The sequence below is a fragment of the Vibrio sp. Y176 genome (genome assembly GCF_033438945.1).
In genome coordinates, this window is sequence record NZ_JAWOQS010000003.1 from 193608 (window position 1) to 218761 (window position 25154).

Annotated in this window: 22 protein-coding genes, 2 tRNA genes and 5 pseudogenes; 15 read left to right on the plus strand and 14 right to left on the minus strand. The window is 40.8% G+C overall.

Annotated elements, in window-relative coordinates:
- Positions 1–11 precede the first annotated feature (11 nt).
- Positions 12–758 carry a gamma-glutamyl-gamma-aminobutyrate hydrolase family protein gene (locus R7O13_RS09205; RefSeq protein ID WP_169628436.1) on the minus strand — a complete coding sequence of 249 codons (747 nt, stop codon included), beginning with the start codon at positions 756–758 and terminating at the stop codon, positions 12–14.
- A 340-nt stretch (positions 759–1098) separates the two neighbouring features.
- On the opposite strand from R7O13_RS09205, the gene R7O13_RS09210 reads away from it, so the two are divergent.
- The 10 genes and pseudogenes from R7O13_RS09210 to R7O13_RS09255 all read left to right on the plus strand — a co-directional run bounded on the left by R7O13_RS09210 (position 1099) and on the right by R7O13_RS09255 (position 9968).
- Positions 1099–2442 carry a glutamine synthetase family protein gene (locus R7O13_RS09210; RefSeq protein WP_005377815.1) on the plus strand — a complete coding sequence of 448 codons (1344 nt, stop codon included), beginning with the start codon at positions 1099–1101 and terminating at the stop codon, positions 2440–2442.
- Between the two features lie 18 nt (positions 2443–2460).
- A complete protein-coding gene (locus tag R7O13_RS09215; protein ID WP_054576461.1) occupies positions 2461–3936 on the plus strand; it encodes a Na+/H+ antiporter NhaC family protein in 1476 nt (491 codons plus the stop codon).
- A 249-nt stretch (positions 3937–4185) separates the two neighbouring features.
- On the plus strand, positions 4186–4869 hold the full coding sequence (locus tag R7O13_RS09220) for a DUF4336 domain-containing protein (RefSeq protein ID WP_186584308.1): 684 nt from the start codon (positions 4186–4188) through the stop codon (positions 4867–4869).
- 418 nt (positions 4870–5287) lie between these two features.
- Positions 5288–5755, plus strand: coding sequence for an Sbal_3080 family lipoprotein (locus R7O13_RS09225; protein ID WP_005385757.1), 468 nt, complete (start codon positions 5288–5290; stop codon positions 5753–5755).
- Between the two features lie 64 nt (positions 5756–5819).
- Positions 5820–6152 carry a YnfA family protein gene (locus tag R7O13_RS09230; protein ID WP_005377819.1) on the plus strand — a complete coding sequence of 111 codons (333 nt, stop codon included), beginning with the start codon at positions 5820–5822 and terminating at the stop codon, positions 6150–6152.
- 141 nt (positions 6153–6293) lie between these two features.
- Positions 6294–6698, plus strand: coding sequence for a DUF1801 domain-containing protein (locus R7O13_RS09235; RefSeq protein ID WP_017633973.1), 405 nt, complete (start codon positions 6294–6296; stop codon positions 6696–6698).
- Between the two features lie 153 nt (positions 6699–6851).
- A complete protein-coding gene (locus tag R7O13_RS09240; protein ID WP_138939935.1) occupies positions 6852–7232 on the plus strand; it encodes a hypothetical protein in 381 nt (126 codons plus the stop codon).
- Between the two features lie 150 nt (positions 7233–7382).
- Positions 7383–7586, plus strand: a pseudogene (locus R7O13_RS09245) (histone acetyltransferase); the annotation flags it as partial.
- Positions 7587–7783: 197 nt separating this feature from the next.
- Positions 7784–9291: pseudogene (gene istA, locus R7O13_RS09250) on the plus strand (IS21 family transposase).
- Between the two features lie 10 nt (positions 9292–9301).
- Positions 9302–9968: pseudogene (locus R7O13_RS09255) on the plus strand (ATP-binding protein).
- 356 nt (positions 9969–10324) lie between these two features.
- Here R7O13_RS09255 and R7O13_RS09260 read toward each other — a convergent pair.
- The 4 genes from R7O13_RS09260 to R7O13_RS09275 all read right to left on the minus strand — a co-directional run bounded on the left by R7O13_RS09260 (position 10325) and on the right by R7O13_RS09275 (position 12899).
- Positions 10325–10750 carry a hypothetical protein gene (locus R7O13_RS09260; RefSeq protein ID WP_213964271.1) on the minus strand — a complete coding sequence of 142 codons (426 nt, stop codon included), beginning with the start codon at positions 10748–10750 and terminating at the stop codon, positions 10325–10327.
- A gap of 294 nt (positions 10751–11044) precedes the next feature.
- Positions 11045–11209 (minus strand): hypothetical protein, encoded by a 165-nt coding sequence (locus tag R7O13_RS09265; protein WP_318303656.1) that lies wholly within the window; start codon positions 11207–11209, stop codon positions 11045–11047.
- Between the two features lie 186 nt (positions 11210–11395).
- Positions 11396–11629: a hypothetical protein gene (locus R7O13_RS09270; RefSeq protein WP_033905186.1), complete on the minus strand. Its 234-nt coding sequence runs from the start codon at positions 11627–11629 to the stop codon at positions 11396–11398.
- 1000 nt (positions 11630–12629) lie between these two features.
- Complete coding sequence (locus tag R7O13_RS09275) at positions 12630–12899, minus strand: YegP family protein (protein WP_225452469.1); 270 nt, start codon at positions 12897–12899, stop codon at positions 12630–12632.
- A 653-nt stretch (positions 12900–13552) separates the two neighbouring features.
- Between R7O13_RS09275 and R7O13_RS09280 the strand changes: the two genes are divergently transcribed.
- From R7O13_RS09280 to R7O13_RS09290, 3 genes and pseudogenes are all read left to right on the plus strand, one after another.
- Complete coding sequence (locus R7O13_RS09280) at positions 13553–13819, plus strand: AHH domain-containing protein (protein ID WP_262665287.1); 267 nt, start codon at positions 13553–13555, stop codon at positions 13817–13819.
- Between the two features lie 61 nt (positions 13820–13880).
- The gene (locus R7O13_RS09285; protein WP_213964268.1) at positions 13881–14450 is read left to right on the plus strand and encodes a hypothetical protein; all 570 of its coding nucleotides are present in this window, start codon (positions 13881–13883) and stop codon (positions 14448–14450) included.
- A gap of 1811 nt (positions 14451–16261) precedes the next feature.
- A pseudogene (locus R7O13_RS09290) lies at positions 16262–17238 on the plus strand (DDE-type integrase/transposase/recombinase).
- Positions 17239–17412: 174 nt separating this feature from the next.
- Here R7O13_RS09290 and R7O13_RS09295 read toward each other — a convergent pair.
- The 6 genes from R7O13_RS09295 to R7O13_RS09320 all read right to left on the minus strand — a co-directional run bounded on the left by R7O13_RS09295 (position 17413) and on the right by R7O13_RS09320 (position 22890).
- Complete coding sequence (locus tag R7O13_RS09295) at positions 17413–17820, minus strand: hypothetical protein (RefSeq protein WP_318303660.1); 408 nt, start codon at positions 17818–17820, stop codon at positions 17413–17415.
- Positions 17821–18443: 623 nt separating this feature from the next.
- Positions 18444–18725, minus strand: a complete 282-nt coding sequence (locus R7O13_RS09300) for a hypothetical protein (RefSeq protein ID WP_318303662.1) — start codon at positions 18723–18725, stop codon at positions 18444–18446.
- Between the two features lie 987 nt (positions 18726–19712).
- Entirely contained in the window at positions 19713–20369 is a 657-nt protein-coding gene (locus R7O13_RS09305; protein ID WP_318303664.1) for a hypothetical protein, read from the minus strand.
- Positions 20370–21202: 833 nt separating this feature from the next.
- Positions 21203–21511 (minus strand): hypothetical protein, encoded by a 309-nt coding sequence (locus R7O13_RS09310; RefSeq protein ID WP_213964264.1) that lies wholly within the window; start codon positions 21509–21511, stop codon positions 21203–21205.
- Between the two features lie 167 nt (positions 21512–21678).
- A complete protein-coding gene (locus tag R7O13_RS09315; RefSeq protein WP_213964262.1) occupies positions 21679–22122 on the minus strand; it encodes a hypothetical protein in 444 nt (147 codons plus the stop codon).
- A 552-nt stretch (positions 22123–22674) separates the two neighbouring features.
- Positions 22675–22890, minus strand: a complete 216-nt coding sequence (locus R7O13_RS09320; RefSeq protein ID WP_262665289.1) for a hypothetical protein — start codon at positions 22888–22890, stop codon at positions 22675–22677.
- A gap of 171 nt (positions 22891–23061) precedes the next feature.
- Here R7O13_RS09320 and R7O13_RS09325 point away from each other — a divergent pair.
- Both R7O13_RS09325 and R7O13_RS09330 read left to right on the plus strand, forming a co-directional pair.
- Positions 23062–23343, plus strand: a pseudogene (locus R7O13_RS09325) (helix-turn-helix domain-containing protein); the annotation flags it as partial.
- A gap of 50 nt (positions 23344–23393) precedes the next feature.
- The gene (locus R7O13_RS09330; protein ID WP_031777369.1) at positions 23394–24212 is read left to right on the plus strand and encodes a tyrosine-type recombinase/integrase; all 819 of its coding nucleotides are present in this window, start codon (positions 23394–23396) and stop codon (positions 24210–24212) included.
- Between the two features lie 187 nt (positions 24213–24399).
- Here R7O13_RS09330 and R7O13_RS09335 read toward each other — a convergent pair.
- From R7O13_RS09335 to R7O13_RS09345, 3 genes are all read right to left on the minus strand, one after another.
- Positions 24400–24476 (minus strand) — tRNA-Val (locus tag R7O13_RS09335).
- Positions 24477–24509: 33 nt separating this feature from the next.
- Positions 24510–24586, minus strand: a tRNA-Val gene (locus tag R7O13_RS09340).
- 179 nt (positions 24587–24765) lie between these two features.
- Positions 24766–25104, minus strand: a complete 339-nt coding sequence (locus tag R7O13_RS09345) for a hypothetical protein (RefSeq protein ID WP_005377830.1) — start codon at positions 25102–25104, stop codon at positions 24766–24768.
- Positions 25105–25154 lie beyond the last annotated feature (50 nt).

A 25154-nucleotide genomic window follows, 5' to 3' on the forward strand; every position in this document is an offset into this window, starting at 1 on the left:
GCTCCAAACGTTTAACGAGAGGTAGCCATCATAAATTCATTGAACAAAATTTGAGAGAAATGATTGGTTTTTGCTTCCCATTCTGGGTGCCACTGCACGCCAACGAAAAATTTTTGATTAGGAAGACTAAATGCTTCTACCAAGCCATCCGGGGCTTTAGCTTCTACTTGTAAGAGAGGAGCAAGCTGATCGACGCCTTGGTTGTGTAGTGTGTTCACTTCAAAGAAGGTGGTGTTTTCCCAATGATTTTGCACCAGCCATTGTTCAAATAAGCTCTGTTTTTGAACTAGCACAGCGTGTGCTGGCGCGTATTTTTGTTCGAAATCTTCAACAGGCGCTTCACGATGGTCATTGAAGCCGGAGTCATGAACGGCTGGGTTTAACGAGCCACCGAGTGCGACATTCATCTCTTGAAAGCCACGGCAAATACCAAGGCACGGAATGTTTTGGTCAACCGCATGACGAATTAACGTGAATGAGAGCTCATCACGAGCTTCATCTTTGTAGCTCTCTTCGTGCGTTGCATTGTATCGATGTGGCGCAACGTTAGAGTGGCTGCCAGGAAAAAGAAAACCATCACATATGTCTAGGATGGTGGTTACGTCATTGCCCGACATGTCGGGAGCCAACATAATCGGTAGCCCTCCAAAATCCTTTATGGCGCGAAGGTAAAAGTCGTTGACCGCTTGTATCTGATAGCCACCCAACTCTTTAGCGCAGCTAACCACACCAATGATGGGTTTGTGTGTATCTGCCATGATATGTCCATGTTCAATTTATTTAACACAAACCCTACAAACCATGTACAAAATTATCAACACAGATGACCATTATTATCGTCACAACGTGATCTGACGCACTTTTTAGGCTTCAAAACTGAATATTTATGCTCATTATATTGAACAAAACAAAACCAACTGTTACAAAATAGTTAACAGAAAGACATAAGAACCAGCCGTTAAACATCAAAAACACAGTTTAAGTGCATGTTTAAATTAAAAATAACCTAAAAAACAAACAACTCGCTCAGAGTACTGTAATTTATTTGTTAATTTGGTTATTTCTAATTTCTACTCGTCAGGCTATTTGGAGAAGAAAATGGAATCGTATCTACAGGAAGTACAAAATTTTAAACAAAAATGGCCCGATATTGAATTTATCGATCTCATCTTTACCGATATAAATGCCACCCCAAGAGGAAAACGCATCCCGATAGATGCTCTAGAAAAACTGAATAAAGGTGTTGCCCTCCCCCTTTCGACCATCACCCTAGATACCAAAGGTAACGTCGTTGAAACGGCCGGGTTGGGAGAAGATCTCGGAGAACCAGATAATCTCTGCTATCCAATCAGCGGCACCTTAATGCCGACGGCAAAAGAACAAGTTGGTCAGCTACTGCTTAGTATGATGGATGAAACCGGGCAGCACCCTAACCCACTGTTCATCCGAAACATTCTCGCTTCTATATTGCAAACACTGCATGCTAAAGACCAATATCCTTGTGTCGCGCTCGAGCTGGAGTTCTATTTAATAGACAAAACCCGCGGCGAAAATGGCGAACCATTAACGGCAATTAACCCCACGAAAAAAACTCGAGAAAAAGATACCGAGGTTTACGACCTTGATGGACTAGATGACTACGCTGATTTCTTGGCCGACCTTAATCGAATTGCATTAGAACAAGGTTTAAACACTTCCGGAGCCCTATCTGAATCGGCACCAGGGCAGTTCGAAATCAACTTCAACCATTCTAAAGATGTACTTCGAGCATGTGATGAAATCATCATCGCAAAACGCTTGATTCGCCAGGTCGCTCATCAGCACGGATTTGACGCCACATTTATGGCGAAACCTTTTAGTGAGCAAGCGGGTAATGGCATGCACATTCATCTCAGCTTGGTTGATACAGATGGTAACAACCACTTTAGCCAATCAGACGGTCAAGCGAGCGCCTTCTTCTATCAAACCATGGCAGCGATGCTGTCACAAACATCCGATGCCATGGCCCTAATCTGTCCTAACGTTAACTCTTACCGTCGCTTTGTTCCTGGCGCTTACGTCCCAACCAAAGCCGATTGGGGAGAAAACCACCGCGGTGTTGCGCTGCGTGTGCCTATCAGCGATAGCAAAAATCGCCGTATAGAGCATCGTATAGCAGGCGCTGACGTTAACCCATACATTCTCGCTGCAGTAGTACTTTCCGCAGTATTAGCGAGTGAAAGCTACACCAAAGATCAATGTCCACCGACTCTCAGTGATGATGCAATTGAGTTACCTCTGCGTATGTCAGAAGCTCTAGAGCGACTGGAGCACAGTGAGCTAGCTCAATACATCTCAAGAGACTTTATCGATTTGTATCTAGCTTGCAAACAGAGTGAACTCGCAGAATTTGAGCGAGCGATTACTCCATTGGAAATCGACTGGATGTTGCACTCGGCATAAACAAAGGAAATGAACTTTATGACTACGCAGACCAAGGCGCTGGATGCGCCTCTTAAAATCAACTCTCAACACATTATTGTTTCTTTAATCTCGGTTGCGACGTTTGTCTTTTTTACCACAATCGGTTTGAACCATGAGGAAGGCGAAGCCTACGGATGGATGAGTCTTTTACCAACGGCGTTGGTATTGGTCTTTGCGCTGACAACACACCGAACTGTGGAAGCCCTCTTTAGCGGCGCTATTGCCGGTGTTCTTCTGCTTAACCCAACTGAAGCGGTGGAACAGATTGTTGATATTTCCATGAGTGTAATGATGGATGAAACTATCGCCTGGATCATCCTCGTTTGTGGTTTGATGGGCGGCCTAATTGCTATTTTGGAGAAAGGCGGCAGTATCTTAAGCTTCTCCGACATGCTGGTCACGAAAGTAAAAAGCCGTAAGCAATCGATGCTGATGACCTTTGCGTTAGGTATTCTGATCTTTATCGACGATTATTTGAATGCGATTGCAATTTCTTCCTCAATGAAAAAAGTTACGGACGGCTACCAAATCTCGCGTGAAAAGCTCTCATATCTTGTGGATTCAACCGCCGCACCTATCTGTATCCTCGTACCAATTTCCACTTGGGCAATTTTCTTCAGTTCTTTGCTAGAAGCAAACGGAGTAGCAGAAGCGGGAGATGGTATCAAAGCATACATTGAAGCTATTCCATACATGGCTTACGGCTGGGTAACGCTGGTGATTGTTTTGCTGGTTGCAATGGAAAAGGTCCCAGATCTAGGCGCGATGAAAAAGGCAGAAAAGCGTGCGAAGAATGGTCAAGTTCGTCCAGACGGTGCAACAGATGTCGACTTTGGTCCCGATGTATCTGCACATACCAACCCAACCATGGGCCTTGTCAACTTCTTGTTACCAATGATCGTACTTGTTGCCGCAAGTTGGTATTTTGGTATCGATCTACTTGCTGGTGTTTTCGTCGCGTTAATCTTTACTATTAGCTTTTACGGCGCACAAAAACTGATCTCGATGAACGACATGTTCGAAGCTGTTTATGATGGCATTAAAGTTATGCTACTGCCGCTTGCGACCGTTATTGGTGGTTTCATGTTGAAATCGGTCAACGACTCATTGGGCGTCACGCAGTATGTCATTGAGACCGTCAGCCCTTACCTGTCAGCGTCTTACTTCCCTGCGATTATCTTTATGATTACGGGCGCGTTGGTATTTGCAACGGCATCGTCTTGGGGAACGTTTGCAGTAGCGATGCCAATTGTTCTACCTTTGGGCGAACAGCTTGGTGTGCCTCTACACTTAACCGTTGCAGCGCTGCTTTCAGCATCAGCGGCAGGGAGCCACTCTTGTTTCTTTAGTGACTCAACCGTGTTATCTGCACAAGGTTCAGGCTGTACAGCAATGCAACACGCAACCACACAGTTTCCTTATGCGTTGATTGGTATTGTTGCAACCGCGATTTTCTTCTTCATCATCGGTTAGCCCCTTTATCTAATTGCAAAACCCTGCTCAAAAATAGCGGGGTTTTGTTCTATCAAGTCAAATGATCCTCTTAAAACTACTTTACGCCCGTTCAGTATAAAAATACTCAAAGATATACAACTGCACTCAATAAGGGTTTGGTAAACCTAATATTTTTGGTTTACGCTTAGCGAAGCGTTTATTGTGCAGCAAGGCAGCTTTTGAGTAACTAAAATGCCGCCTTAATACAGTGTTAACGGTTGGAGAGACATGAAAAAGTTAGCCCATGAGATATGGATATTTGACGGAGATCCCGTCCAATTCTTAGGACTCCCATACACCACTCGTATGACTATTGTTAGGCTTTCTGATGGTGGCCTTTGGGTTCATAGTCCAATTAAGTTATCAAATTCGATTAGAGAGCAAATCAACAATCTAGGCCAAGTGAAATACTTAATCGCTCCTAATCATTTACACCACTTGTTCTTATCTGAATGGGTATTTGCCTATCCTAGCGCAGAAGTTTATGGCACAGATGAAGTCATTAAGAAGTGCCGTGATATACACTTTCACGCTTCACTTAACCAAGGCGGTAATGCTTGGAACTCTGAGGTTGAACAAGAACTATTTTCTGGCTCTCCATTAATGGAAGAGTGTGTGTTTTATCATCGACTTTCAAAGACCTTAATTGTTACTGACCTCGTCGAGAATTTTTCTGGCCAGGACTTTAACTACTGGCAGCGGTTTGTGGCTAAAGGGGCCGGTATTCTTGCTCCGAATGGAAAAATGCCTTTGGATTGGCGCCTAAGTTTTATGTTTAGCAAACAAGAGGCTCGAAAACACTTAAATAAATTGCTGTCTTGGAAACCTAATATATTGGTTATGGCTCACGGTGAAATCGTCCTTGATAATGCAGACGAGTTCTTACAGCGCTCTTTTAAGTGGCTAGTATGAGACAACATTGAAAACTCACACAACAGAATAGACAAGAAGCTATTTTAAAACATTAGGCCCTTTTAGCTTAGTCTTAGGGACGAATTTACAGCACTACACGTTATGTTTAACGATAAGCTCCCCTATTCCTCTTAATTGAGCATTATGCAGCAATTTAAAATTCCGTTAGAATTGCACTTCAAAAACTTCAATGCGAAGAATTCTGGACATTGATACGGACATAAGTTCAAGAGTTAACATAACGCAATAGCAATCTCTTACTAATTATTTTGCATCGAGACATTGGCATACTCCCGAAACAAACCCTTCTACTCTAAAGGTTTTGTTAATAACAGTTGCCATGCTTGTTAGTTATTCTCGTTGAACTCAGTATCTTGAAGTTGTTTGAATATATAAATTTAAAAAAAAGAGACATAAGATGCACAAAAAACTCATCATTCTAAGCTTGCCTATTCTATTAGCTGCATGTGCGGCACCAAAGTATACGGTAGAAACAATCTCGAAAGAAAATCAGAGCAAGGAAATCACCATCGTAAAAGACAACGCCACGCGAGATGTTTTCTTAGATTCGATGCAAGACTGGTGTTTGGATACCGCCCATAAATGCACAGTCGTAAGCGACGGCACGCCTCCTGTTAGCTCTGAGCTAACACTTACTTACGTATCACGCTGGAGCTGGGATTTTAGAACATTTATCGCTGATGCTCAGATCAAAGCCTACAAAAATAACGAAAAAGTAGGACAAGTTGAATTTAAAGCACCAAACAGCGCGAATCCAGATAAATGGGGTAAAGACAACAAACGAATCATTTCGATGATGGATCTGTTATTCGGTAAACAAACCGTGAGTGAGGCTCAATCCAAGATTAAGCTGGGCGAAATGTAATGAGCCGAACAATTGCCCATTTAACAAGCATCATATATTTGTAGAGAAAGATAGGAATGTTTAAGTGACTGAAGTCAAAACCATTGGGCTTTTCTTTATAACCGCCATTGCAGAAATATTAGGCTGCTACTTACCTTATCTCTGGTTAAAGGAAGATAAGTCAGTTTGGCTTTTGGTACCAGCAGCGCTATGCCTTGCTATGTTTGCTTGGCTTCTATCTTTACATCCTACCGCAACTGGCAGAGTTTATGCCGCTTACGGTGGTGTCTATATTTTTGTCGCAATTCTATGGTTGTGGTGTATCGACGGCGTTCGACCAACGCTCTGGGACATAGTGGGGGTTTCTGTCGCTATGCTTGGCATGTCAATCATCATGTTTTCACCCAGAGCATCCTAAACGTAACCGAGGGAAACCCTTACGCTTAGTATTTTGGCTATGTGCTAGATTTATTGATTAATAACATTATGACGTAATTGCTACATAGCCAAAGTACGCTTGGGCTTCACCCCAAAACAGCGCTATTTATAGGAGATACTAATGAACCATGCAGTGAAGGCAAGATTTGATGAGTATCCAAAACATGTGCGTATTCGGATAGAAGAGCTACGAAATATCGTCTTAACTATCGCTTCTGAATTAAAACTGGGGGAAGTTGAAGAATCTCTAAAATGGGGAGAGCCAAGCTACAGTGTGAAAACAGGTAGCCCGGTAAGGATGGATTGGAAACAGAAAACGCCTAGTCGTTATTATCTGTTCTTTAATTGCCAAACTAAGCTCGTCGACACATTCCGCGAACTGTATAGTGACTCACTTGAGTTTCAGGGTAATCGAGCAATAATTCTATCTTTATCAGCACCTTTGCCAGAAGCTTCAATCAAGACCTGTTTAGAATTAGCATTAACCTATCAAAAGCGAAAGAACTTACCTCTTTTAGGTATGTAAGATCGCTTAATAAAACTATTTACGGCCGATTAACCATATTCAACTACTCTACCTTTGTATCCTTTTTAATGCTTCCGCAGTAAAGTTTTAGATTAAGTGGTCACGTTAATAGCGCCGTAACCAAACTAGTAATATCGAAATAAAGAAGAGTTTATGAAATCAAAAATCTTGTTCTTACTTATGCTTGGAGCTCATTTCAATGCTTTTTCAGCGACGAACTATCAAGTCAATGTGGTAGTAACAGAGCCTCAATCAACATTCATTTTTCCGACTTTTGAAATATCCTCTAAAGGAAAAAGCAAAACCAGTTTTGTCGACGGCTGCACGTACTTAGGGACCCTTTCAGAACCGAGCAAAAATAGTATACAGCTTGAAGCTACCATGTCATGCAACCAAGATGGCTCTACGTCAAGGATGGAAATGCCGGTATTTGTGCTCAACTCCGAGGGTCAAAGCGCGAGTTATGATCTTGTAGAAAACGGGATCGTGATGTGGAAATATTCTGTAGAAGTTAAGCCGTCACTTAAAAAGTGATATATCAGAAATACTAAAGTAACAATCAGCACTATTAACCGCCGTTTAAGTGTAATAGGTATATTCTTTACGACTTAATGACGTTACTTGTTGCCGCAAGTCTCCAACTCATGTACAAAGCAGCCCTAATTTTAATAGGAGCTAAGTGGCATGAATTTAATTGTACGTCAGGTAACTTTAGGTGATGCTGAAGGCATTACAAACGTCCTCAATCCCATCATTATTGAAGGTTTATACACTGTATTAGATACGCCTTTCACACCTGAAGAAGAAAAAGAGTTCATTACTCATTTCCCAGAACGGGGCGTGTTTACAGTCGCTTTATCCGAAAATAGCTCACAAGTTGCATATTTCGGAACATTCCGATCAGTCATTTCGGGATTATCCGATCACTTTTAACCTAACTCCGAAATTGGTGATCGGAATAGCGAAAACCGCGATCGGAAAGCCCGAATTCCTACCTTTTCTCTTTTAGATCAATAGCTCGCTATTCTTTACTTCTTAAACAAGTAAGTAAGTAAGGAAGCGACAATGGCAAAAAGAGGAATCCAATGAACAAAATAAGAGAGGTATTACGCCTTAAGTACGACTGCGGCCTTTCAAATCGCAGCATCGCTTCTTGCCTTAAACTCGGCCCTTCCACCATATCGGAACTCCTTACTCGCTTTAAACAAAGCCAACTTGGTTGGCCTCTACCTGAAAGTTGTAGCGATGCTGATCTCACTCAAGCTCTGTATCACGGCAACAAAGCCAGTCGCGATAAAGTCATGCCAGACTTCATTCAATACGCAGTCGAACTCAGACGTAAAGGTATGACGAAGATGTTGTTGTGGCAGGAACATCATGAGCAATATCAAGAGCAAGCTTACGCTTACACTCAGTTCTGCGAGCACTTCACTCGTTGGTTCAAAACCCAAAAGCGCAGCATGCGTCAGCTCCATGTGGCAGGTGACAAGCTGTTTATCGATTACTGTGGGCTTCGGCTTCAGGTAGTCAATCCTGACACAGGCGAAGTACGAGAAGCAGAAGTGTTCGTGGCGACCTTGGGCGCGTCCAATTACACCTATGTTGAAGCCTTCTCAAGCCAAGGTAAGTCATACAGGTTAGAAGCGCGCCAATGCGTTAGAGCACCTCGGCGGCGTACCACAACACTTGGTTCCCGATAATCTGCGCAGCGCGGTCACCAAAGCTAACCAATATGAGCCAAGGCTTAACGAGAGTTATCAGAAACTGGCGAATCACTATCAAACTGCCGTAATGCCAGCTCGTCCCTGCAAACCAAAAGGCAAAGCGAAGGCCGAGAATGCCGTACTCTTAGTAGAGCGCTGGATCATGGTGCGGCTACGACACAAACCTTCCATACCTTCAAGGAACTGAATCTCGCCATCCGTCAGCTTATGAACGACTTAAACCAACGTGAGATGAAACAGTATGGTGCAAGTCGTAAAGCGTTGTTCGACAAACTCGATAAGCCTCCGTTCCCCCCCAAAAAATACAGCGTTACCTGTATACCTAAACCAAACGAGCCAAAGTCGGGCCTGATTATCACATCGAATATCGCCGCCACCACTACTCGTGCCACATCAACTTGTAGGTCACCATGTCGAACTGGAAGCCTACAACCGTCTCGTGCAGATCTACCATCAAGGTAACTTGGTCGCCCAGCATCCACTCAGCCAAAGAGAGCGCGGAAACAGCACCCAACCAGAGCACATGCCGAGTAATCATCAACATCAGAAGTGGTCGCTTGGACGCCTGCTCAACTGGGGGAGCTAACATCGGCCCAGCTACGCGAGAAGCCGTCAATAAGATGCTCAACTCCAAGCCTCATCCAGAGCAGTCGTATCGCTCCTGCCTTGAGCTGCTCAATCTGAACAAAGCGCATGGCGAATCGCGCTTAGAGCAAGCCTGTAACGATGCGCTGATGCTGACAAAACCGAACTACACCTTCATCAGCAATCTACTGAAAAATAATCGAGAAGGGCAACTAAGCAAAGACAAGGCGAGCACGCCGAACCTAGTTCATAGCAATGTCCGTGGCCCGAACTGTTATCATTAGGAGAAAAGATATGAACTCACTGAACGACCAAACCAAAACTTTCCGCTTGAGCCATGCTGTAAAATCGTTAGAGCAGCAACAGGAACAACTAAGCACCTACGCAGAGTTGGACTTCGAGGAAAGAATAAGCCTGCTTCTGGAAAGTGAAATCTTGAATCGTACTCAGACCAAAATCCAACGTCTAAAGCGACAAGCCAAGCTGAGAGTTGATGCGAAGCCAAGCCAACTCATCTACAAAGAAGGACGAAATCTCAATCGTCAACAGATGAGCGAACTTATGACGGGTAGTTATCTTTACAAGCATCAGAACATCTTGATCACAGGCCCAACAGGTGCAGGCAAAACCTATCGATGATCTGACCGCAGATCGTCTGGATGGCAGCTATCAAAAACAACTCCAATCGCAAGCTAAGAAAGCCTTACTGAACCTTGACTACTGGGGGATGGAAAAACTGACTCAAGAGCATGTGGGCCATCTTCTGGAAGTACTGGAAGATCATTACCAAAACAGCAGCACAATCGTCATTAGTCAGTTACCTGTAAAAGAGTGGTACAACATGATCGGCAACGCAACCGTCGCAGACGCTCTCATGGATCGGCTGGTACATAATAGTCATCGAACAGGACTAGGAGGTGAGTCGATGAGAAAACTGGCGCAATCCGATCACTTAGAGTAAAAATAGGAAGAGAGAGAAACGGCAGGATCAGGTGATCGGGATAAAACGAAACAAGCGATCGCTATCACCGAAATACGCAAAACACTCGCAAATTTAGAATTTTGGCATGGAGGCTTGGAGTCCATTACCTAATGATTTAGCAAAACTAAGAGGAACTAATGCATATAAAACAAAGCGATAAGCCACAGAGAAGGAGCCTCTGACGCAAGGGATTAGAAGCAAAATTCACCCTGCGTATAACGCCGCATTAAGTGGTGAGCAACTCACCGCCTAACCCGAAATATAGTGCCATAAACACCGCACTAAAACTTTGAACTGAAACTGCCGAGCGTTGGGAATCCCTCTTAAATGCTTTGTTAGCTTTCGTACTCTACGACGTCAGCATTTTTTAGTTGATATTTTTGTAACAAAACCAGTGCCCTTTCAGAAACTAAGAGTAGCCCAGTATCTGTGACGCTAAAATCGTCTTTATCTATGGTTCCAGAGACTTGGAACCACGAAAAACGAGGTAACGTACACTCTGGATTCAGTTCTTCAAATATGTCAGAAATAGATATTTCAGCCACTTCCAGATTGTATCCTGACAACTGCGATGAGCGTAAGGCCATGGCTAAACGCTCAGAGACTAAAAAGCATGGAAATGAAGTCAATAAATCATCACCTAACCAACCATCAAACTGAAAATGTAGCTTTTCTATTGTCGGTGGATGCAAATCGAAATTTGCCAGCGTATTTTCACCCAAGCTTCCAGGAACTTCTGGTTCGATCAAATATTGGTTCATTTCATTCTCCCAAAGAAAGCTAACGCCCTGTGAAGGTGTGAGCAACGCAATACGAAAGCCGCCGCACACCACTTTAATCCCTAAAACCAACGCATAATGAAAATGCCACGCGTTGCGAATCCCTCTTGAATAGTTTGTTATTGCACTGAGCTAACGGCTACGCTGTCAGCGCCCATTTGATAGCCAAAATTCATACCGTTCTTTTGCCCTTTCAGATACACGCAACACTGTGCCCTCAATCCACTTAGGAGCATGTCTTCGATTCAAAATGGAAATATTTAGCTTATCCCCAGATTATGATGTGCAATCATCGCAACCTAATCCATATTGATTGCGTAACCATCTTTTACCTTGAAAATAATAAGAGCGACCGTTTCGAGTCAGTTTGATGATATCAATCAAAACAGTACCACTTTCCAACTCAATATATGCTAACAGCTCTCTTTGTTTATGTTTCATTTTTTTTCCTCTGGGCAATAATGCCTTGCTAAGGGGTGAGCAACGCAATACCGAAGCCGCCGCATACCACCTTAAACACTAAAACCAACGCATAGTGAAAATGCAGCGCGTTGCGAATCCGTCTTAAAGCGTTTGTTAGCATTCAGCACCAAGTTATACTATAAATTTTCTACGTTATATAGGTAGCTAACCTTCTACTGTCTTTTTACCGCACTTTTCACAAACTAGGTGACGCTCAAACTCATCCATAGAGGCAACAAATGCTCCAAGAGCCCAGCCTTTAATCGCGCCTGCTATAAATTCCTTAAATTTCTGATTTTTGGCACCTTTAAAAGCACTCGGCTTTCTGACCAAGACAACTACGTGATGAGTATCCGTACCGCAATCTGAACAGTAACGAACTTCTGTTTTGTGAGACATTCTTTTTCTCCATGAATGCTAACGCCTTGCTAAAGTGTGAGTAACGCAATAATAAGCTACCGCACAGCGCCTTAATCACCATAAGCCACCGTAAAGTATAAATGCCACACGTTACGAATCACTCTTAAGCAATTTGTTCGTACATGCGCCACTTCTATTTATACGCTCCAAAATATTGAAAAGTGGCATAATATGAAAGAATTTGAACACTGAAGTGAGACGGGCAGCTACAAAACTTCAACTCGATTAATGGACGAGGATTGACTAGAAGAAAAATGCACTGAACTGCCCTACTTTCACTGGCTTCAAATTAGAAAAGGATTCATTCATCGCACTTTTATGGCAACACCCGAAAAACGGCAAGATTAACTTAGGAAGTACAGCGAAAACGAAGAAGCTCCAAAGAAGTAGGCTAATAGTTAGAAACCGTAAACGATGAAATCGAAGCGAACAATCCATATATAGTGCCACCGGAAAGAACATGAAAGACACAAACTGAAAGGTGTAAAAACGAGCGCTAACACAGATAAATACCAAAACTTATGACCTTCGACGCCAAACCCGCACTAATGCCGCATTAAGGTGTGAGCAACGTCACCACCACACTAATTTATACGCCTTAAATACAAAACCCAACGATGACATAAAAATGCCACGCGTTGGAAATCACTCTTAAATACCTTGTTAGTTTTTTGTTTCTAGAGTGTGCTTATTTTCCAAGTCGTCTAACCTGTTTTTAAGTTTCTCTAACTTTCGAGAATAAATAAAGAAACCGATTTGAGAACATACTACGGCCACATAGAACAGGTTATCTCTATGTTGAGCTGGAGCATCATTCCACAACCATATAGCGAAGACAGTGACAAGCACATAAGAAATAATATTTGAAATCATTGATGAAGCCCCGAAACTAATCGCACACTTCGATTTTCTAACTCTGTATTTACTTTTTTTAATTCAGACTTATTAAACGCAACAGCTCCCAAAATGACAAGCATAGCTAAACCACCTCTGCCAAGTTTACCTCTAGCTTTAGATTCCTTGGATAGTTACCAGCTTTTAGGTTGAACATGTATTTGCCAGCCGCTGTTTCTTTCCTTTCATATTTTGAATCGTCAGGCGCCTTCTTTTTCACTGAGTCAATGCCATTCTCACAACTTGGTTTTGTTGTGTAGCTCTCACTAGCTAAGATATTTTGTCCATTTCCTGCTTTTAAACGAAAGCGATATTCTCCCGCTGTATCTTTATAAAGTTCAAATTTTCCAGACATAGACGCCCCGCAATATTATTGACAAATCAACCATTAAAGATAGATGCATGTCAGATCATACAAAATATAATCAATTTTTCAAAACTTTCAATTATGTTGAATAAGTAATGCACACGAGCTTCTGTAGGTGTGTTCTCAAAGATCTTAATGCACTCACAAGTAGCTGCCATCTATAGAGTTATAAACAACCAAGGACATTTTTGAGAGCTAATTACAATATCAACTAATTAGCGTTGAAGCTATCTGTAGTTGTGCATATGATAAACGCACAATCGGAAATGGAGATTATGTTGTGCAACCTAGAGGCAAATGACTTTCTGTACCACTACGTCCCGAAATCCAATTGCACTTGAACTAGCTGTACACCGATATGAGGTTTCAACTATTAAACTTTATAATCAAACTTGGATGAGAGCAACCCTAAATCTTTCAAAGCTTCTCAAGAAGATTTGAAACACCTCAAAACCTTGAGGCGTAGCTTAAATGCACGGTATCATTACAAAATAACTTACAGAATATCAAGAGCGAAGCGCAGCGACTTCGTCAGACGATTTAATGGATGAACCTCATCACCCTACCCGTGTTTTGGCAAGATACCTACCCAGTATCGGTGACACCAAGCAAACTAAACGACATGAAGCCACCATATTATTATGGGAACTGGGCATTTCCGAAAAATGGAAATGATCTTTGTAACACTCAACCTTCATACGCTTGGTCTTGGAATCAATGACCCATCCAATGGTGTTTGGTTACCTAGAAATGTGAAAAACAAAGGATATTGGAGTTCTCCAGATGCTGAAGCATATAAGAAAGTTCATCGCTATGACTATGAAGCATGGGTAGTTACAAATTTAAGCAATAACTCTCTTAAAAAGATGTGTTCATTAACCGTCTTCGTAATATCAAAATTAAATTAAAAACTTCTACTTACCCCGAAGGTATGATTTCTAGCAAAAACCCGAACTGGAATGGTGAATAATGAACGTCTACCAATTGAAAGAGGTGCCGCATGATTACAAGGCTTTGCAATTAGGTCCAACGGAACTCTTCGGTGCCATAGGCAAACAACATCTAATGACCATACACCGCCAGCGCTCTCAGAACACGTCATTACTAGATATTTGGAAAAATGTATCCGCCTCATTCGATGACGTTTTAGGAACTAACGCTGACATCCCTGATGTGTCGCTGTGGTCTATGACATACCTAGTACTGTCCCATCGTGCTTACGAAATATTAAAACCCACCTTAGAAAATGAAGGTGAGTTTCTATTGGTAACTGTCGGAGAGGAACAAGTTTATGTCTTTAACTGCCTCTCCTTTGGCCAAGAAGACGAATCTGTTTGCGTGAAGAAATATCTTGATGGCATCGAAGATGGTTACGAAATACTTTATTTCGAAGAATCGGATATCGAGAAGCGATATCTATTTAAATCACGACTTGAAGGTTGTCAAAGACTGTATGCCACTGAATCTTTTAAACACTTATGTGACCACTATGACTTGCGTGGGCTTCGGTTTGAAGAAGAGCTGCTAAGAGTGTTTTAGCCAACTTAAATTTCAAGTAGCAGCTATGAAATGTATTAAATTACTCAAGAGTAACAATGAGGAAACCGTGATTGGATAAAGTAGAATGAACAAACGAGTACATTGCACTAGTTAGCGAACAATTTAAACTGTGGGCTAACTTCCTCAATACAGGTTCGGGGTGTTATTTTTTACTCTGGCAATAACGTATATGGGAACATCTTCACCGTCGGTGAATCGGGTTCTTTCTTTACTCGTTATTTTCTTTGTAAGGATTAGTGGCTCCCAGTATTTACCTCATAAAACTTGGCAGTTAAGAGTTAAAGCAAAATCAGACGAGAAGACAAAGTTAATACTACTAGGCCTAGAGCAAAAATACTTTAGTTTTATAACAAACTTCACCATGTATCCTATGTTTATGTTTGGTTTGCTATTTCTCATAGCTGTTTCTTTGAGTACATCAATAGCAAAGTATTTTCCTTGGTGGGAAACATACGTCGGCTTTTATAAAAGTACTTAAGAATGACTCAAACGCTTGGCATTTTCAATTAAATAGCGACCTTCGTGGTTAAAGTTAATTATTAAAATTATCATAAAGTAATATTCCATTATAGTCTTAAAAGAGAATTATAAGAAGTTATCTGACAGCGCGGGCGCTACTTCTTTAATTACTGAATGTTTATACTGTGCTAGCACAGAATTTAAACATGGATATTTTAGAATCTTAGGTCTTGATGGCGACTTATTAGATCGAAGCTTCCAACAAATTATTTATGAGGTTTTATATAAATCTCAAATAATATTGTAGATTTTTAGCTTCTTTCGTTTGGATGCGTGTTTGTATATTCATTTTAAGAATATCAATCAGTACAACTATACGTAAAATTTTTTTAGCCAGAAAAGTAGCCAGGTCAAAAAGCACTTTAGGTTAAATACTAAAAATCCAACGAAAATAGAAGATAAATATCTATCATATTTAAAGGTATCTTGAGGATTGTTTTTAGCAACATTCATTTTTATTGTCATATATCCAATCATGAAAAACAAGGAGTCACTAGAGAAAATGATGTGATAGCAGTTATAAAAAGCAATGGAAATGACAAAGTCACATTCCGGGCTAAAGAGTATGAAACTAGTATGATATTTTTATACTGTGGTTCTCGAAATTGTGCAGGGTATGATCCAGAAGGGAGTCAAATTATCTATGTACCCCAAACACAAATGACGACGAAAAACCCAAGAATATACCAAAGATGTTGATTATTCTATCTACAACTAGCTTTCTGATTACTACTCAATCCGATGAAGAACTAGTAGTGATTACGGACTGGCTTCAGCGTAATTCACGTCGCCGAAAAATGACGAGCACCCTCTAAAATATCAACAATTGGAAGATATACTAATTAATTATGTGTTTGAGCCAGGAGATTGCAAGGGAAAAAAAGATGACGATAAACAGTATATTAAGAAACTCCGCAAGAAACTGAAGTTAACACATGAGAATGGGGTTGATTCATTTAATTACTTATAGTGTCGACCGAGACAAAATAAATCATTTTATGTCAATGCGTACTAAAGTGATGCGTGAGTTAGCTAAGAATTTAATTTATCGGTCAGCCATAGGGGAGGATTTTCAACCTCAAATACAAGATATTACGAAGTGACTAGAGTTAACTTTCAAAGCTTGGCCCTATCATGTTTTAAAGGATGTCTCTAATTTAAACCTCTACAACCAAGACGCTATCCGTACACAAACCAGCCCCTTCAGATTTTAGAGTCTTTATCCTAAACTGTGTGATTCATAGACATTCTTTCAACTATGCTGGGTGTCTATGGACAGAGAAATCCAACAAAGACTACGGTGGGCAAAAATGTATGAGGAATGTGGTTATGCAGGCCTCGTATGTCGACGCTGTAGTATTTCCAGACCAACATTACATAAGTGGGCTAGGCGATAGAAGCAGTATGGAATCGCTGGTCTGGAAAGCCAGAGCAGACGCCCTCATTCATCTCCAGTTGCCAAGCTCTATGATGAGCTAAGAGCATTGATCGTTACGATGCGTGAGAAAGGCAATTTAGGGGCGCGGCGTATACAAACGAAAGTAATCCGACTTCACCAAATACATCTAAGCACAGCGACACTCCATAAAGTTTTATACGAAGCATCAGTCAAACTCATCGTAACTTACCGACGAAAAAAAATTTCCAAAGATATGAGCGCCCAATTCCTGGTGATAGAGTCCACATGAACACCTGTAAAATAGCGCCTGGAATTTGCCATTATACAGCTATTGATGACTGCTCTCGCTATCGGGTTCTAAGGTGCTGCTCTCGGCGCACAGCAGCAAATACAGTTGACTTTATCGATTGTGTCGTGGAAGAGATACCATTTCCTATCCAGCGTATTCAGACGGACAGAGAGCGTGAATTCTTTGCTGAGAAAGTCCAGAAACAACTCATGATTTATGGGATCAAGTTTCGCCCAAATAAGCCTGGTTCACCTCACTTGAATGGTAAAGTGGAACTCTCGCAGAAAACAGATAAAAGTGAGTTCTATCCGACCATAGATGTCTATGTGGGGTTGGAAGAACTGGACCTGCTGCTAGCTGAATGGCAACACTACTACACCTAGGAACGGCCCCACAGCTCGTTAAATGGGCTAAACTCGGATAGACAGGATTACTAAGATTCTGATCAAACCCTTTTGTCTGAAGAGGTATCTCAGAACTACGAGATCAAGAAAGAGAGGTCTCAAGAGCAGAATTACAAGCTCGATCTTCAGCTAAGAAAAGTGAAACCATCTCTATGAATCACACATTTAAGCTTAGAAACATGATTTTGATTGCTAGCTTTTTCTGGCGACTAACGCCCTGTTAAGGGGTGAGCAACGCAATACTGATGCCACCTTAAACACCGAAACCAACACACAGTGAAAATGCCACGCGTTGGGAATCACTCTTAAATGCTTTGTTATGTATAGCGGCTAGAGAGACCAATTGTAGCTTTCGAAAAACACATCATCTATAGGAAGAACCGGGCACAACAATGCCCCTTCAAGCGGCTTACTGACCGCGATTACTTTTGAAACCTCATCAATCATTACACTAACAGATTCAAGAGAACAGTTCTGTTCGACACTCACCCCCCATTTTTCAGCTTGATTAGAAGATATAGGTTGACCTAGAAGAATGGCTACTTTGTTACCTTTTACACTGAGTGTCTGTAAATCACCTTGAGCATTAACTGCCCAGTTACATGGAGAAGTTAGTTTTGTTTCAAAAATGGTAGACTCTTCAAACAAAGTACAAGATGATCCATTGTTAACTGACAGATTAAATGCTAAGGAAGAAAAACTAACAAACGATAAAAGTAGCGTAGTTGTTTGTTTCACTGTTTTATCTCCCAAAACCAAACTTCATCACCAAGATTAATCCAATCAGGGGCGCCTCCCTTCATATGCTCGCCATCCCAAACGTCAATGTGATCGGTACTACCCCATCCATTCTTGATAAAGATAATCCCTCTCCGACCCATTAATGATTTTCTCTTTGCTCTTTAATAAGCTCTTTATTTCCAAATATATTAGGGTTAACAGAGATCCAATTTGCTAACTCTTGGGCTGCTAAAATGTGTCTAGGACTATGTTTAAAGCCAGGGTAGCAGCGCCTATTAGGATATTTTTGGTCAAAACTTGAAGTGTCGATACCTGTTTCCTCCAGAGCAACCCGTACGAATAGCACACTGATTAGGAAAATGAGCCCTATCACAAGGAGATTTTGGGTATGGATGGTTTTTCCACAACTTGACAAATTGAATTACTGACACTGTACGTACCTCACTGAAACAAAAAGCACTCTAACACACTCAAAAATAGCAGCTACTCTAAGTGTCGCACTTCAAACTTGATACTAAGAACTCGATTTACAGCTTATTTTCGTATAGATGTTCAACAGGAAAGCTCATTGTGTAATCGTCCCAATTTAAATTTCCATCAAGCAAATCAAATTGCAAAAATCAAGAGATGTATTTATATACATCGTAATCAGGATGGACAACACTAAAGATGAATGGTGCAAAATCAACGATTGAAACGTGATTATCACTAAACTCTATTTCTAAAATATGGCCCGTAACATGTGTAACTTTAACAACTGATAGTTCTGACATTTTTACCTTCTTCGTAATTGTCGTTGGACTTACATGCTTTTTCTTTACAAAATAGTCAATCCACTTTTCTACAATATCATCGGCATAACAGTTTACAAACTCTTCAAAATCACGAGAAAATCGTGTCAAGATGAATGCGGATTACACCTATGATGTTTTTTATAACCCCACACAGATTAACCATAAGATGGACCAGCGATTGATGAAGGAACTCTCCGAACATTTATCATCATTGCTAAACTCGCAAGCTGTTAACCTAGGAAAAATGGAAGATGCTGGCACCTGTCCTTTACTCAATGAGCCCCGATGGTAAGTTGGTAATAGGTAAAATTCCAACGCCCCCATGCACAGATAGTTTTTATCATGGAATCTGGGCGCGCTTTCAAATATGCCCCACTCTTTGGCCGAGTATTAGTAGAATTAGCTATTGACGGAAAGCGCCCATACCAATCCGATCTGGATATTTTCTCACCTCAGCGGGAAGGTCTTTTTCACTAGTCATCCATAACGTAGTTCAGAGCTAGCACCAGGCAAAACTGAAATGGTTTGTATATTTGATGAGCATCCATCAGTTCATATCACATTGCAGACCTTTCAATTTATTTTTAACAGCCGCCACTGGTCTTTCGTACACCTTCCACACTAAAGTTGACTAAATACTGCCAACACTGGCAAGGTTTTGGACCAAACTTTCTTAGTTCTATCACTTAAATTAGAGAAATACGGATAACTTTTGGTATCAAAAAGTCGCTTCTTGATATATCCAGTCCGGCTGGGCACATCAAAAGCCTTTGATGTTAATTTTTAAAGCAAACATCAAAGGGTAGATAGTAGTTCATAGGCCCTTTAAGAGTGCACGAATTATTCGATCGCGAAATATACGTAAGATAAACCATGTTATCGCTATCGTCGCTGATACCACAGCCAAACTGTCTACAGCCATCACGATGTAGAATAAGCAGCCGACAATAACACCAATCAGCATCGCTACGTTGAATGGAAAAGCGTTGAATTTAACTATACCGGATGAGCCCTCTCTTAGCTCTGTCTTTAGTCCTTGCAAGTAAAAGAAGAGTAAAGTGCACCCACCGAAAAGACCCAATATTGCTATAATCATTATAACTCCGAAGGATTGATTAGACCTCTGAGGATCAGCTCTTTTCTGGCATCTTTCATGCCTTTGGTTTGCATTGCATTAAAACCAATAATCATTATCACAAAAGCGCCAAGCATTCGCCCTGACTCACCTACGAGTTGCTTTCTTAATCCCAATTTTTTCGCTGTCTCTAGCACCTTATTCGAACTAACGATACTCGTTAGACCTTTGTTCACTGTTGTTTTCATTCCTTCATTAAAAACAGAATATGCGCCAGCGGGTAACACTCCGACTGAAATCGTTGGAACATCAAAGCCAGGGCTACTGAGTAAGTCAGAGATTTTCTTGTTTGAATTATAATAACTTTTTAACTCAGAATCACTTAGTGACCAGCAGAACCAGTATGGATTTGCGCCGATTTGGCCTATCATTCCATAGAGTTTAGACTTCAAGCGATTGTTTTTTAAATTCAACACACTACTCGTTACTTTTCTTTGGTCGGGCTTCGATAAATGTCTGTACAACACAATACCAGATAAAAGGCTTAACGATTGATTTTCACGATGTAAATCATTTTTATATGGTTCTAGACCCATGAGAACAATGAGAAACTTTAACGGATCTTGATTGTGTTGCCGATGGGTGTATCTGGAAGATGTGACGCTTAAAGAGTCCATGCCTAAAAGTCCTTAGGTAATTTCAATACACAAATCATTACATAATATTAAGTAGGCGTTTCGTTTGTAAAATGTCATTTACTTCTAATGTATTGACATATAGAACTATATTAAAAGTGAGATCTGATAGGGGTATCCACTTTTAGGTTACAAAAGCTGATGCAAACTTGTAAAGTTGCATCGTTGATTGTAACTTGGTGAAACTTATTTTGAGGCAAAGGTGAGTCTGCCGTGGTCGACATCTGACACGCCTTTGCACAGTTCAGAGTTGCGTTTTTCTAATTTAGTAGAGCATGAATTAACTGATGTATGGCAACTCGCTTATTTGAGCGCCCAGTATCATTGGAACAGAGCACACCGAATACAAACCCATATTGCTCAGTGCTTAATCATTAATAAATTCAATAACTTTACAAGATGATGAAGCATAAAAGGCTAGAGGGTAGCTCCTTCATCAAGAAACCGAATATACGGACGCAACAACTAAAGAGTTGCTTTGAGTTGGAAAGCAACAGGTAAGGGTTTCTTACTTATTGCCAGCAGGAAATGAGGCAAATTAACGAGTTTGAACTCCACTTTAAAAAACTTGGGCGCTATCTTAAATCCTGAGATTAATTCCACAAACTTGAATTACTCCTCTTGAGCACATTTTGATCTTAGAGGCTACTCGGTGAAGATCCGAAACAAAAACAAGCACAAACAGTGATTTAAATCACAATTAGGAGTTATTTTCGCAGTTCCTCTCAATGTTTCCCTAGAGGGTAACACCAAGATAATATTACATATAAAACAATGCCTTGTAATGAAATCGAGAATCCATCTTGAACAGTTTGTTAGCTGAAAGTTTCACCGAGTGCATCTATCCATTGCTCTGGCTTCGCTACAATAAACTCGTAACACGTGTTGTTGGCTAGCTTTATGCGAAATGCATTCGTGTTGGTTGGAGTTACACCACCACCTTTGCCCAAGCACTTAGCTACGGCAGCAATGCCTTGGCGCTTTAATTGATATGGACCAAAACCCAACTTTTCGTTGTACGGAATAAAAATTAAATCCGGCTTCGTTAGTTCTAATTTCCCATCTGCTTTAGTCGCACCGAATTGAATTGTAGCTGTTGAAGACTTAATTACTTTATCAGACATAACGTACCCTCTTCCTTGATTTACTTTTGTCTGCTAACGCCCAATTAAGGGGTGAGTAACGCAACACCGATACCACCGCAAAGCACCTTAATCACTAAAATTAACGCATAGTAAAAATGCCAAGCGTTGGAAATCACTCTTAAACGAAATCACTCTTAAGCAGTTTGTTAGCTATCTATCAAATTGATACAGTTTTGAATGATGATTGCACTATCAGCTTTACTTTGAGTTTGCATCGCGCATTGTGCCATAGAGCTATAGCCACTACTCTTACGTACTTCATGATTCAAATTATCTAGCGCAAGACGAAGAGTTGAAAGATTAAACACTCCGTTATTAACCAAATATTTTACTGTCTCAGGATAAAAACTGGCCATTTCTAAAAATTCAGCTTGCTCATTCACATCATTAAATATATTTTCCCGTTTTAAACACTTTTTGGATAATTTCATGGACAAGATACTGCGCTCTTGTTCGTTGAAAACTTTTCTTTGCATCAAAATAAAAGTCATCGCCAATGCTGCGTCAACATCGTAATGATCGTTTTGGCCGCCAACCATTTTTAAGCATTCTTCAAAGCTTTGAATCAAGTCAGGTAAGATTCCATTCATGTTATTCCTCCAATTTACATTAGGCAATATCTGGCATTACAGCTAACACCCTGTTAAGGTGTGAGCAACGCAATGCCGAAGCTGACGCATACCACCTTAATAACTTAAATCGACGCATAGTAAAAATGCCACGTGTGCAAAATCCCTCTTAAACGCTTTGTTAGCGCGCTATTAAATTAAACAAGAAATTCTTTGGGGTCCGTTGACTTCCAGTCCTTTTTTCTCATTACTGTAATAACTATATTCACGTTGATGCTCATCACCATCAACGTGAATCTTATTAACAGCGCAAGGCACATATTTATATGCGAAACCGTACATCTAATGTTAAAAGTATCATTGTAACTCAACTTCTTAAGCACCTCTACATGTAATACTGTTAACCTGTTAAATATAGAGTTAAGCTCAGTAATAATTATCAATAGATTATTACGTATGTCATTCATTCTATCTTTAACAAAGTGCTTAGATGACTTAAATGACATTTATGGCAACGTAAAATCTCATTCACTGAACGTTCGAGAGCAGCTATTTGAGATCGTGAAATCATGTTTACCCCTCCATAAAGCTACGATAAAGCTCTTCAAGCTTCGAGTTCAATTCAGAGTCACTTTTTGCAGAAATTGAGCCAATTAACTCTGATTCACTTATATTTCCTAGTCTAACATCAAAGTTTTTATTATCAAAACTATCAACGAAAATACAAATTTCACTCCCCTTATAAAAGAATGAAGCAGAGTTATCATTAACAGACATATCAAATTTCATCTTTTCCTCTTAATAATTTTTATAAATATCATGTCGACTTAGCGCGTTGCGAATCACTCTGAAGTAACTTGTTATACCGCTTGGATTCAAGTACGAAGTGCGACCCCCTGAAATTTAAAACTGTGAGATGTGCTATTCATAAGTTTTACTCCCGCCAAGAAGTGAAAAAACATGAATTACACACACCTCACTGAGAATGAAAGGTATATGATGTCCGCACTTAGAAAGCAAGGCATTAGTGTCGTCAACATCGCTAAAGAACTAGGGCGTCACAAGAGCACTATCTACCGAGAATTTAAACGTAACTCTCTATACAACTCCTATCACCCTAATCCTTCCTATCAACCTGCTCGAGCGCAACAGAGAGCTAGAAATCGGTTGATCCGGGCACGGCACAACAAAAGGTATACCAAGCACGACTTCAAAATTATTGACGCACTCATAATGCTCGACTTAATGAGTTTGTAGGAGACAAGCTTTCCAAATCAATTAACTTAGAAACCATGAACGACTTTCTAAATACATATTATGGTGATAAATCCAAAGAGGTTTATAACAAGAAACTTTCTCGATTAAAGAAGATCTTTAGCTATCTAGCAGATGAATCCGCAATTGGTGAAAACTTCATGTTGAACAAAAAACCGAAACGGCTAAATGCTTCGGATAATAAGAAAGAACGCTTGGATTTAGATATAGAGGCATTCAAAGCAATTGAAAAAGAGGCCCCACTATTTTTAAAAGTAGCTATGGGGTTATCGATTCAATCGACTCACGCAGTAGCTGAACTACATAGAATAAAATACCGTATACCAAAACCAAAACCGGATACATGTGGAATTGTCTGGTTTGATACTCCAAAACCAGAGAACGGAGAAATGGTATTTGGTACCTTGTACATACACCGAGCAAAGGTTAAGAATGCTAAAACGTCTTATGTTGCTATTCCGGTGACAAGCGCTATCAAAGAAGTTGTAGAGCTATCTAAAACAGATAAGCTACATTGCCCTTACGTAGTGCATCGTAGACCTGCAAGAAACAATAATATCGCTAAGCAGTGTGACCACCGTTACCAAGTAACCAGTCGTATGATCAGCGAAACATTTTCCAAAGTACGCGACGAACTCGGTTTGTACTCTAACGTAGAAAAAGCTAAGCGCCCTACTTTCCATGAAATCCGGAGACTATCGGCAAAACTCATCGATGAAATGGGTGTAAACCCTCGCCAACGCATGGCACATGCCAGTGATAGAACCACTCAGATTTACACTGATAGTCACGACGTAGAATGGCATGAAGTACCAGCCATAAGCGTCGCAATATAGCCCATTTCAAGCGCTGTACAAACTACTGTATTTTACCACCTTTTTACCACCCCCTCGAACTTTACTCAGTACTAACGCAGAGTAATAACAAGGGGAGAAAAAAGGACAAAAGAAGGAATTTCACTTGAATATCAATAAGTTACAGACACAAAAAAGCCCACCAGAAAGGTGGGCTTCTTCTAAAATTTGGTGGGTCCGGGCGAACTCGAATCGCCGACCCCTACCATGTCAAGGTAGTACTCTAACCAACTGAGCTACGGACCCAAATTTTTATCTTCCTAACCATTCAATTCAGAATGGTGCGTCCGAGTGGACTCGAACCACCGACCCCCGCCATGTCAAGGCGATACTCTAACCAGCTGAGCTACGGACGCATTTCTCTGGAACGACGAGGATATTAGCTATAAGCGAACGACGGTGCAAGCACAAATTTACCAACTTTGAACCGTTTGGCGAAAATGTAAACTCAACACGCGTTTTCAGATGATTTTATCGACAAGGACTGAGCCTGCAGGGTTTAAAAGTGTGATCTATATAACTTTTATTATCTCACTTAATTGTCGTAAGGCACTTCACTGAGCATCCAAATCTGTAAGGTTTGCGATACCTTAGGGCAAGTGCCGAACAAAATCTGATATTTAGGTTTAAATGGTTCGCCGATATAGGTTGTACGAATCAACTCTCCTGTTTTGACGTCTACTTGAGTGCTCACCCTGCCTTTGAAGTTTTGAAATATGACAAACTGCTCACTGTGGTAAACCATTTGCTCTCGGTAAAACAAGAAATGATCTTGGGGTGTCTCTGTCAATTCACACTCCAGTGGTTTCAAATTAGGTATCGCACTAACATTAGATGCGATGAACAATGCTGACAAAATCCATCCGTATCGCATATGGCTGCCCTATTCTGCACTCTTTTTCAAAGTATAGGCCCTGCCTTGAT

What these genes read in the sequence shown, in the direction of transcription:
- R7O13_RS09205 (WP_169628436.1), bottom strand. Translation starts at nt 758, where the DNA reads ATGGCAGATACACACAAACCCATCATTGGTGTGGTTAGCTGCGCTAAA.
- R7O13_RS09210 (WP_005377815.1), top strand. Translation starts at nt 1,099, where the DNA reads ATGGAATCGTATCTACAGGAAGTACAAAATTTTAAACAAAAATGGCCC.
- R7O13_RS09215 (WP_054576461.1), top strand. Translation starts at nt 2,461, where the DNA reads ATGACTACGCAGACCAAGGCGCTGGATGCGCCTCTTAAAATCAACTCT.
- R7O13_RS09220 (WP_186584308.1), top strand. Translation starts at nt 4,186, where the DNA reads ATGAAAAAGTTAGCCCATGAGATATGGATATTTGACGGAGATCCCGTC.
- R7O13_RS09225 (WP_005385757.1), top strand. Translation starts at nt 5,288, where the DNA reads ATGCACAAAAAACTCATCATTCTAAGCTTGCCTATTCTATTAGCTGCA.
- R7O13_RS09235 (WP_017633973.1), top strand. Translation starts at nt 6,294, where the DNA reads ATGAACCATGCAGTGAAGGCAAGATTTGATGAGTATCCAAAACATGTG.
- R7O13_RS09240 (WP_138939935.1), top strand. Translation starts at nt 6,852, where the DNA reads ATGAAATCAAAAATCTTGTTCTTACTTATGCTTGGAGCTCATTTCAAT.
- R7O13_RS09260 (WP_213964271.1), bottom strand. Translation starts at nt 10,750, where the DNA reads ATGAACCAATATTTGATCGAACCAGAAGTTCCTGGAAGCTTGGGTGAA.
- R7O13_RS09265 (WP_318303656.1), bottom strand. Translation starts at nt 11,209, where the DNA reads ATGAAACATAAACAAAGAGAGCTGTTAGCATATATTGAGTTGGAAAGT.
- R7O13_RS09270 (WP_033905186.1), bottom strand. Translation starts at nt 11,629, where the DNA reads ATGTCTCACAAAACAGAAGTTCGTTACTGTTCAGATTGCGGTACGGAT.
- R7O13_RS09275 (WP_225452469.1), bottom strand. Translation starts at nt 12,899, where the DNA reads ATGTCTGGAAAATTTGAACTTTATAAAGATACAGCGGGAGAATATCGC.
- R7O13_RS09280 (WP_262665287.1), top strand. Translation starts at nt 13,553, where the DNA reads ATGGGAACTGGGCATTTCCGAAAAATGGAAATGATCTTTGTAACACTC.
- R7O13_RS09285 (WP_213964268.1), top strand. Translation starts at nt 13,881, where the DNA reads ATGAACGTCTACCAATTGAAAGAGGTGCCGCATGATTACAAGGCTTTG.
- R7O13_RS09305 (WP_318303664.1), bottom strand. Translation starts at nt 20,369, where the DNA reads ATGGACTCTTTAAGCGTCACATCTTCCAGATACACCCATCGGCAACAC.
- R7O13_RS09310 (WP_213964264.1), bottom strand. Translation starts at nt 21,511, where the DNA reads ATGTCTGATAAAGTAATTAAGTCTTCAACAGCTACAATTCAATTCGGT.
- R7O13_RS09315 (WP_213964262.1), bottom strand. Translation starts at nt 22,122, where the DNA reads ATGAATGGAATCTTACCTGACTTGATTCAAAGCTTTGAAGAATGCTTA.
- R7O13_RS09320 (WP_262665289.1), bottom strand. Translation starts at nt 22,890, where the DNA reads ATGAAATTTGATATGTCTGTTAATGATAACTCTGCTTCATTCTTTTAT.
- R7O13_RS09330 (WP_031777369.1), top strand. Translation starts at nt 23,394, where the DNA reads ATGAACGACTTTCTAAATACATATTATGGTGATAAATCCAAAGAGGTT.
- R7O13_RS09345 (WP_005377830.1), bottom strand. Translation starts at nt 25,104, where the DNA reads ATGCGATACGGATGGATTTTGTCAGCATTGTTCATCGCATCTAATGTT.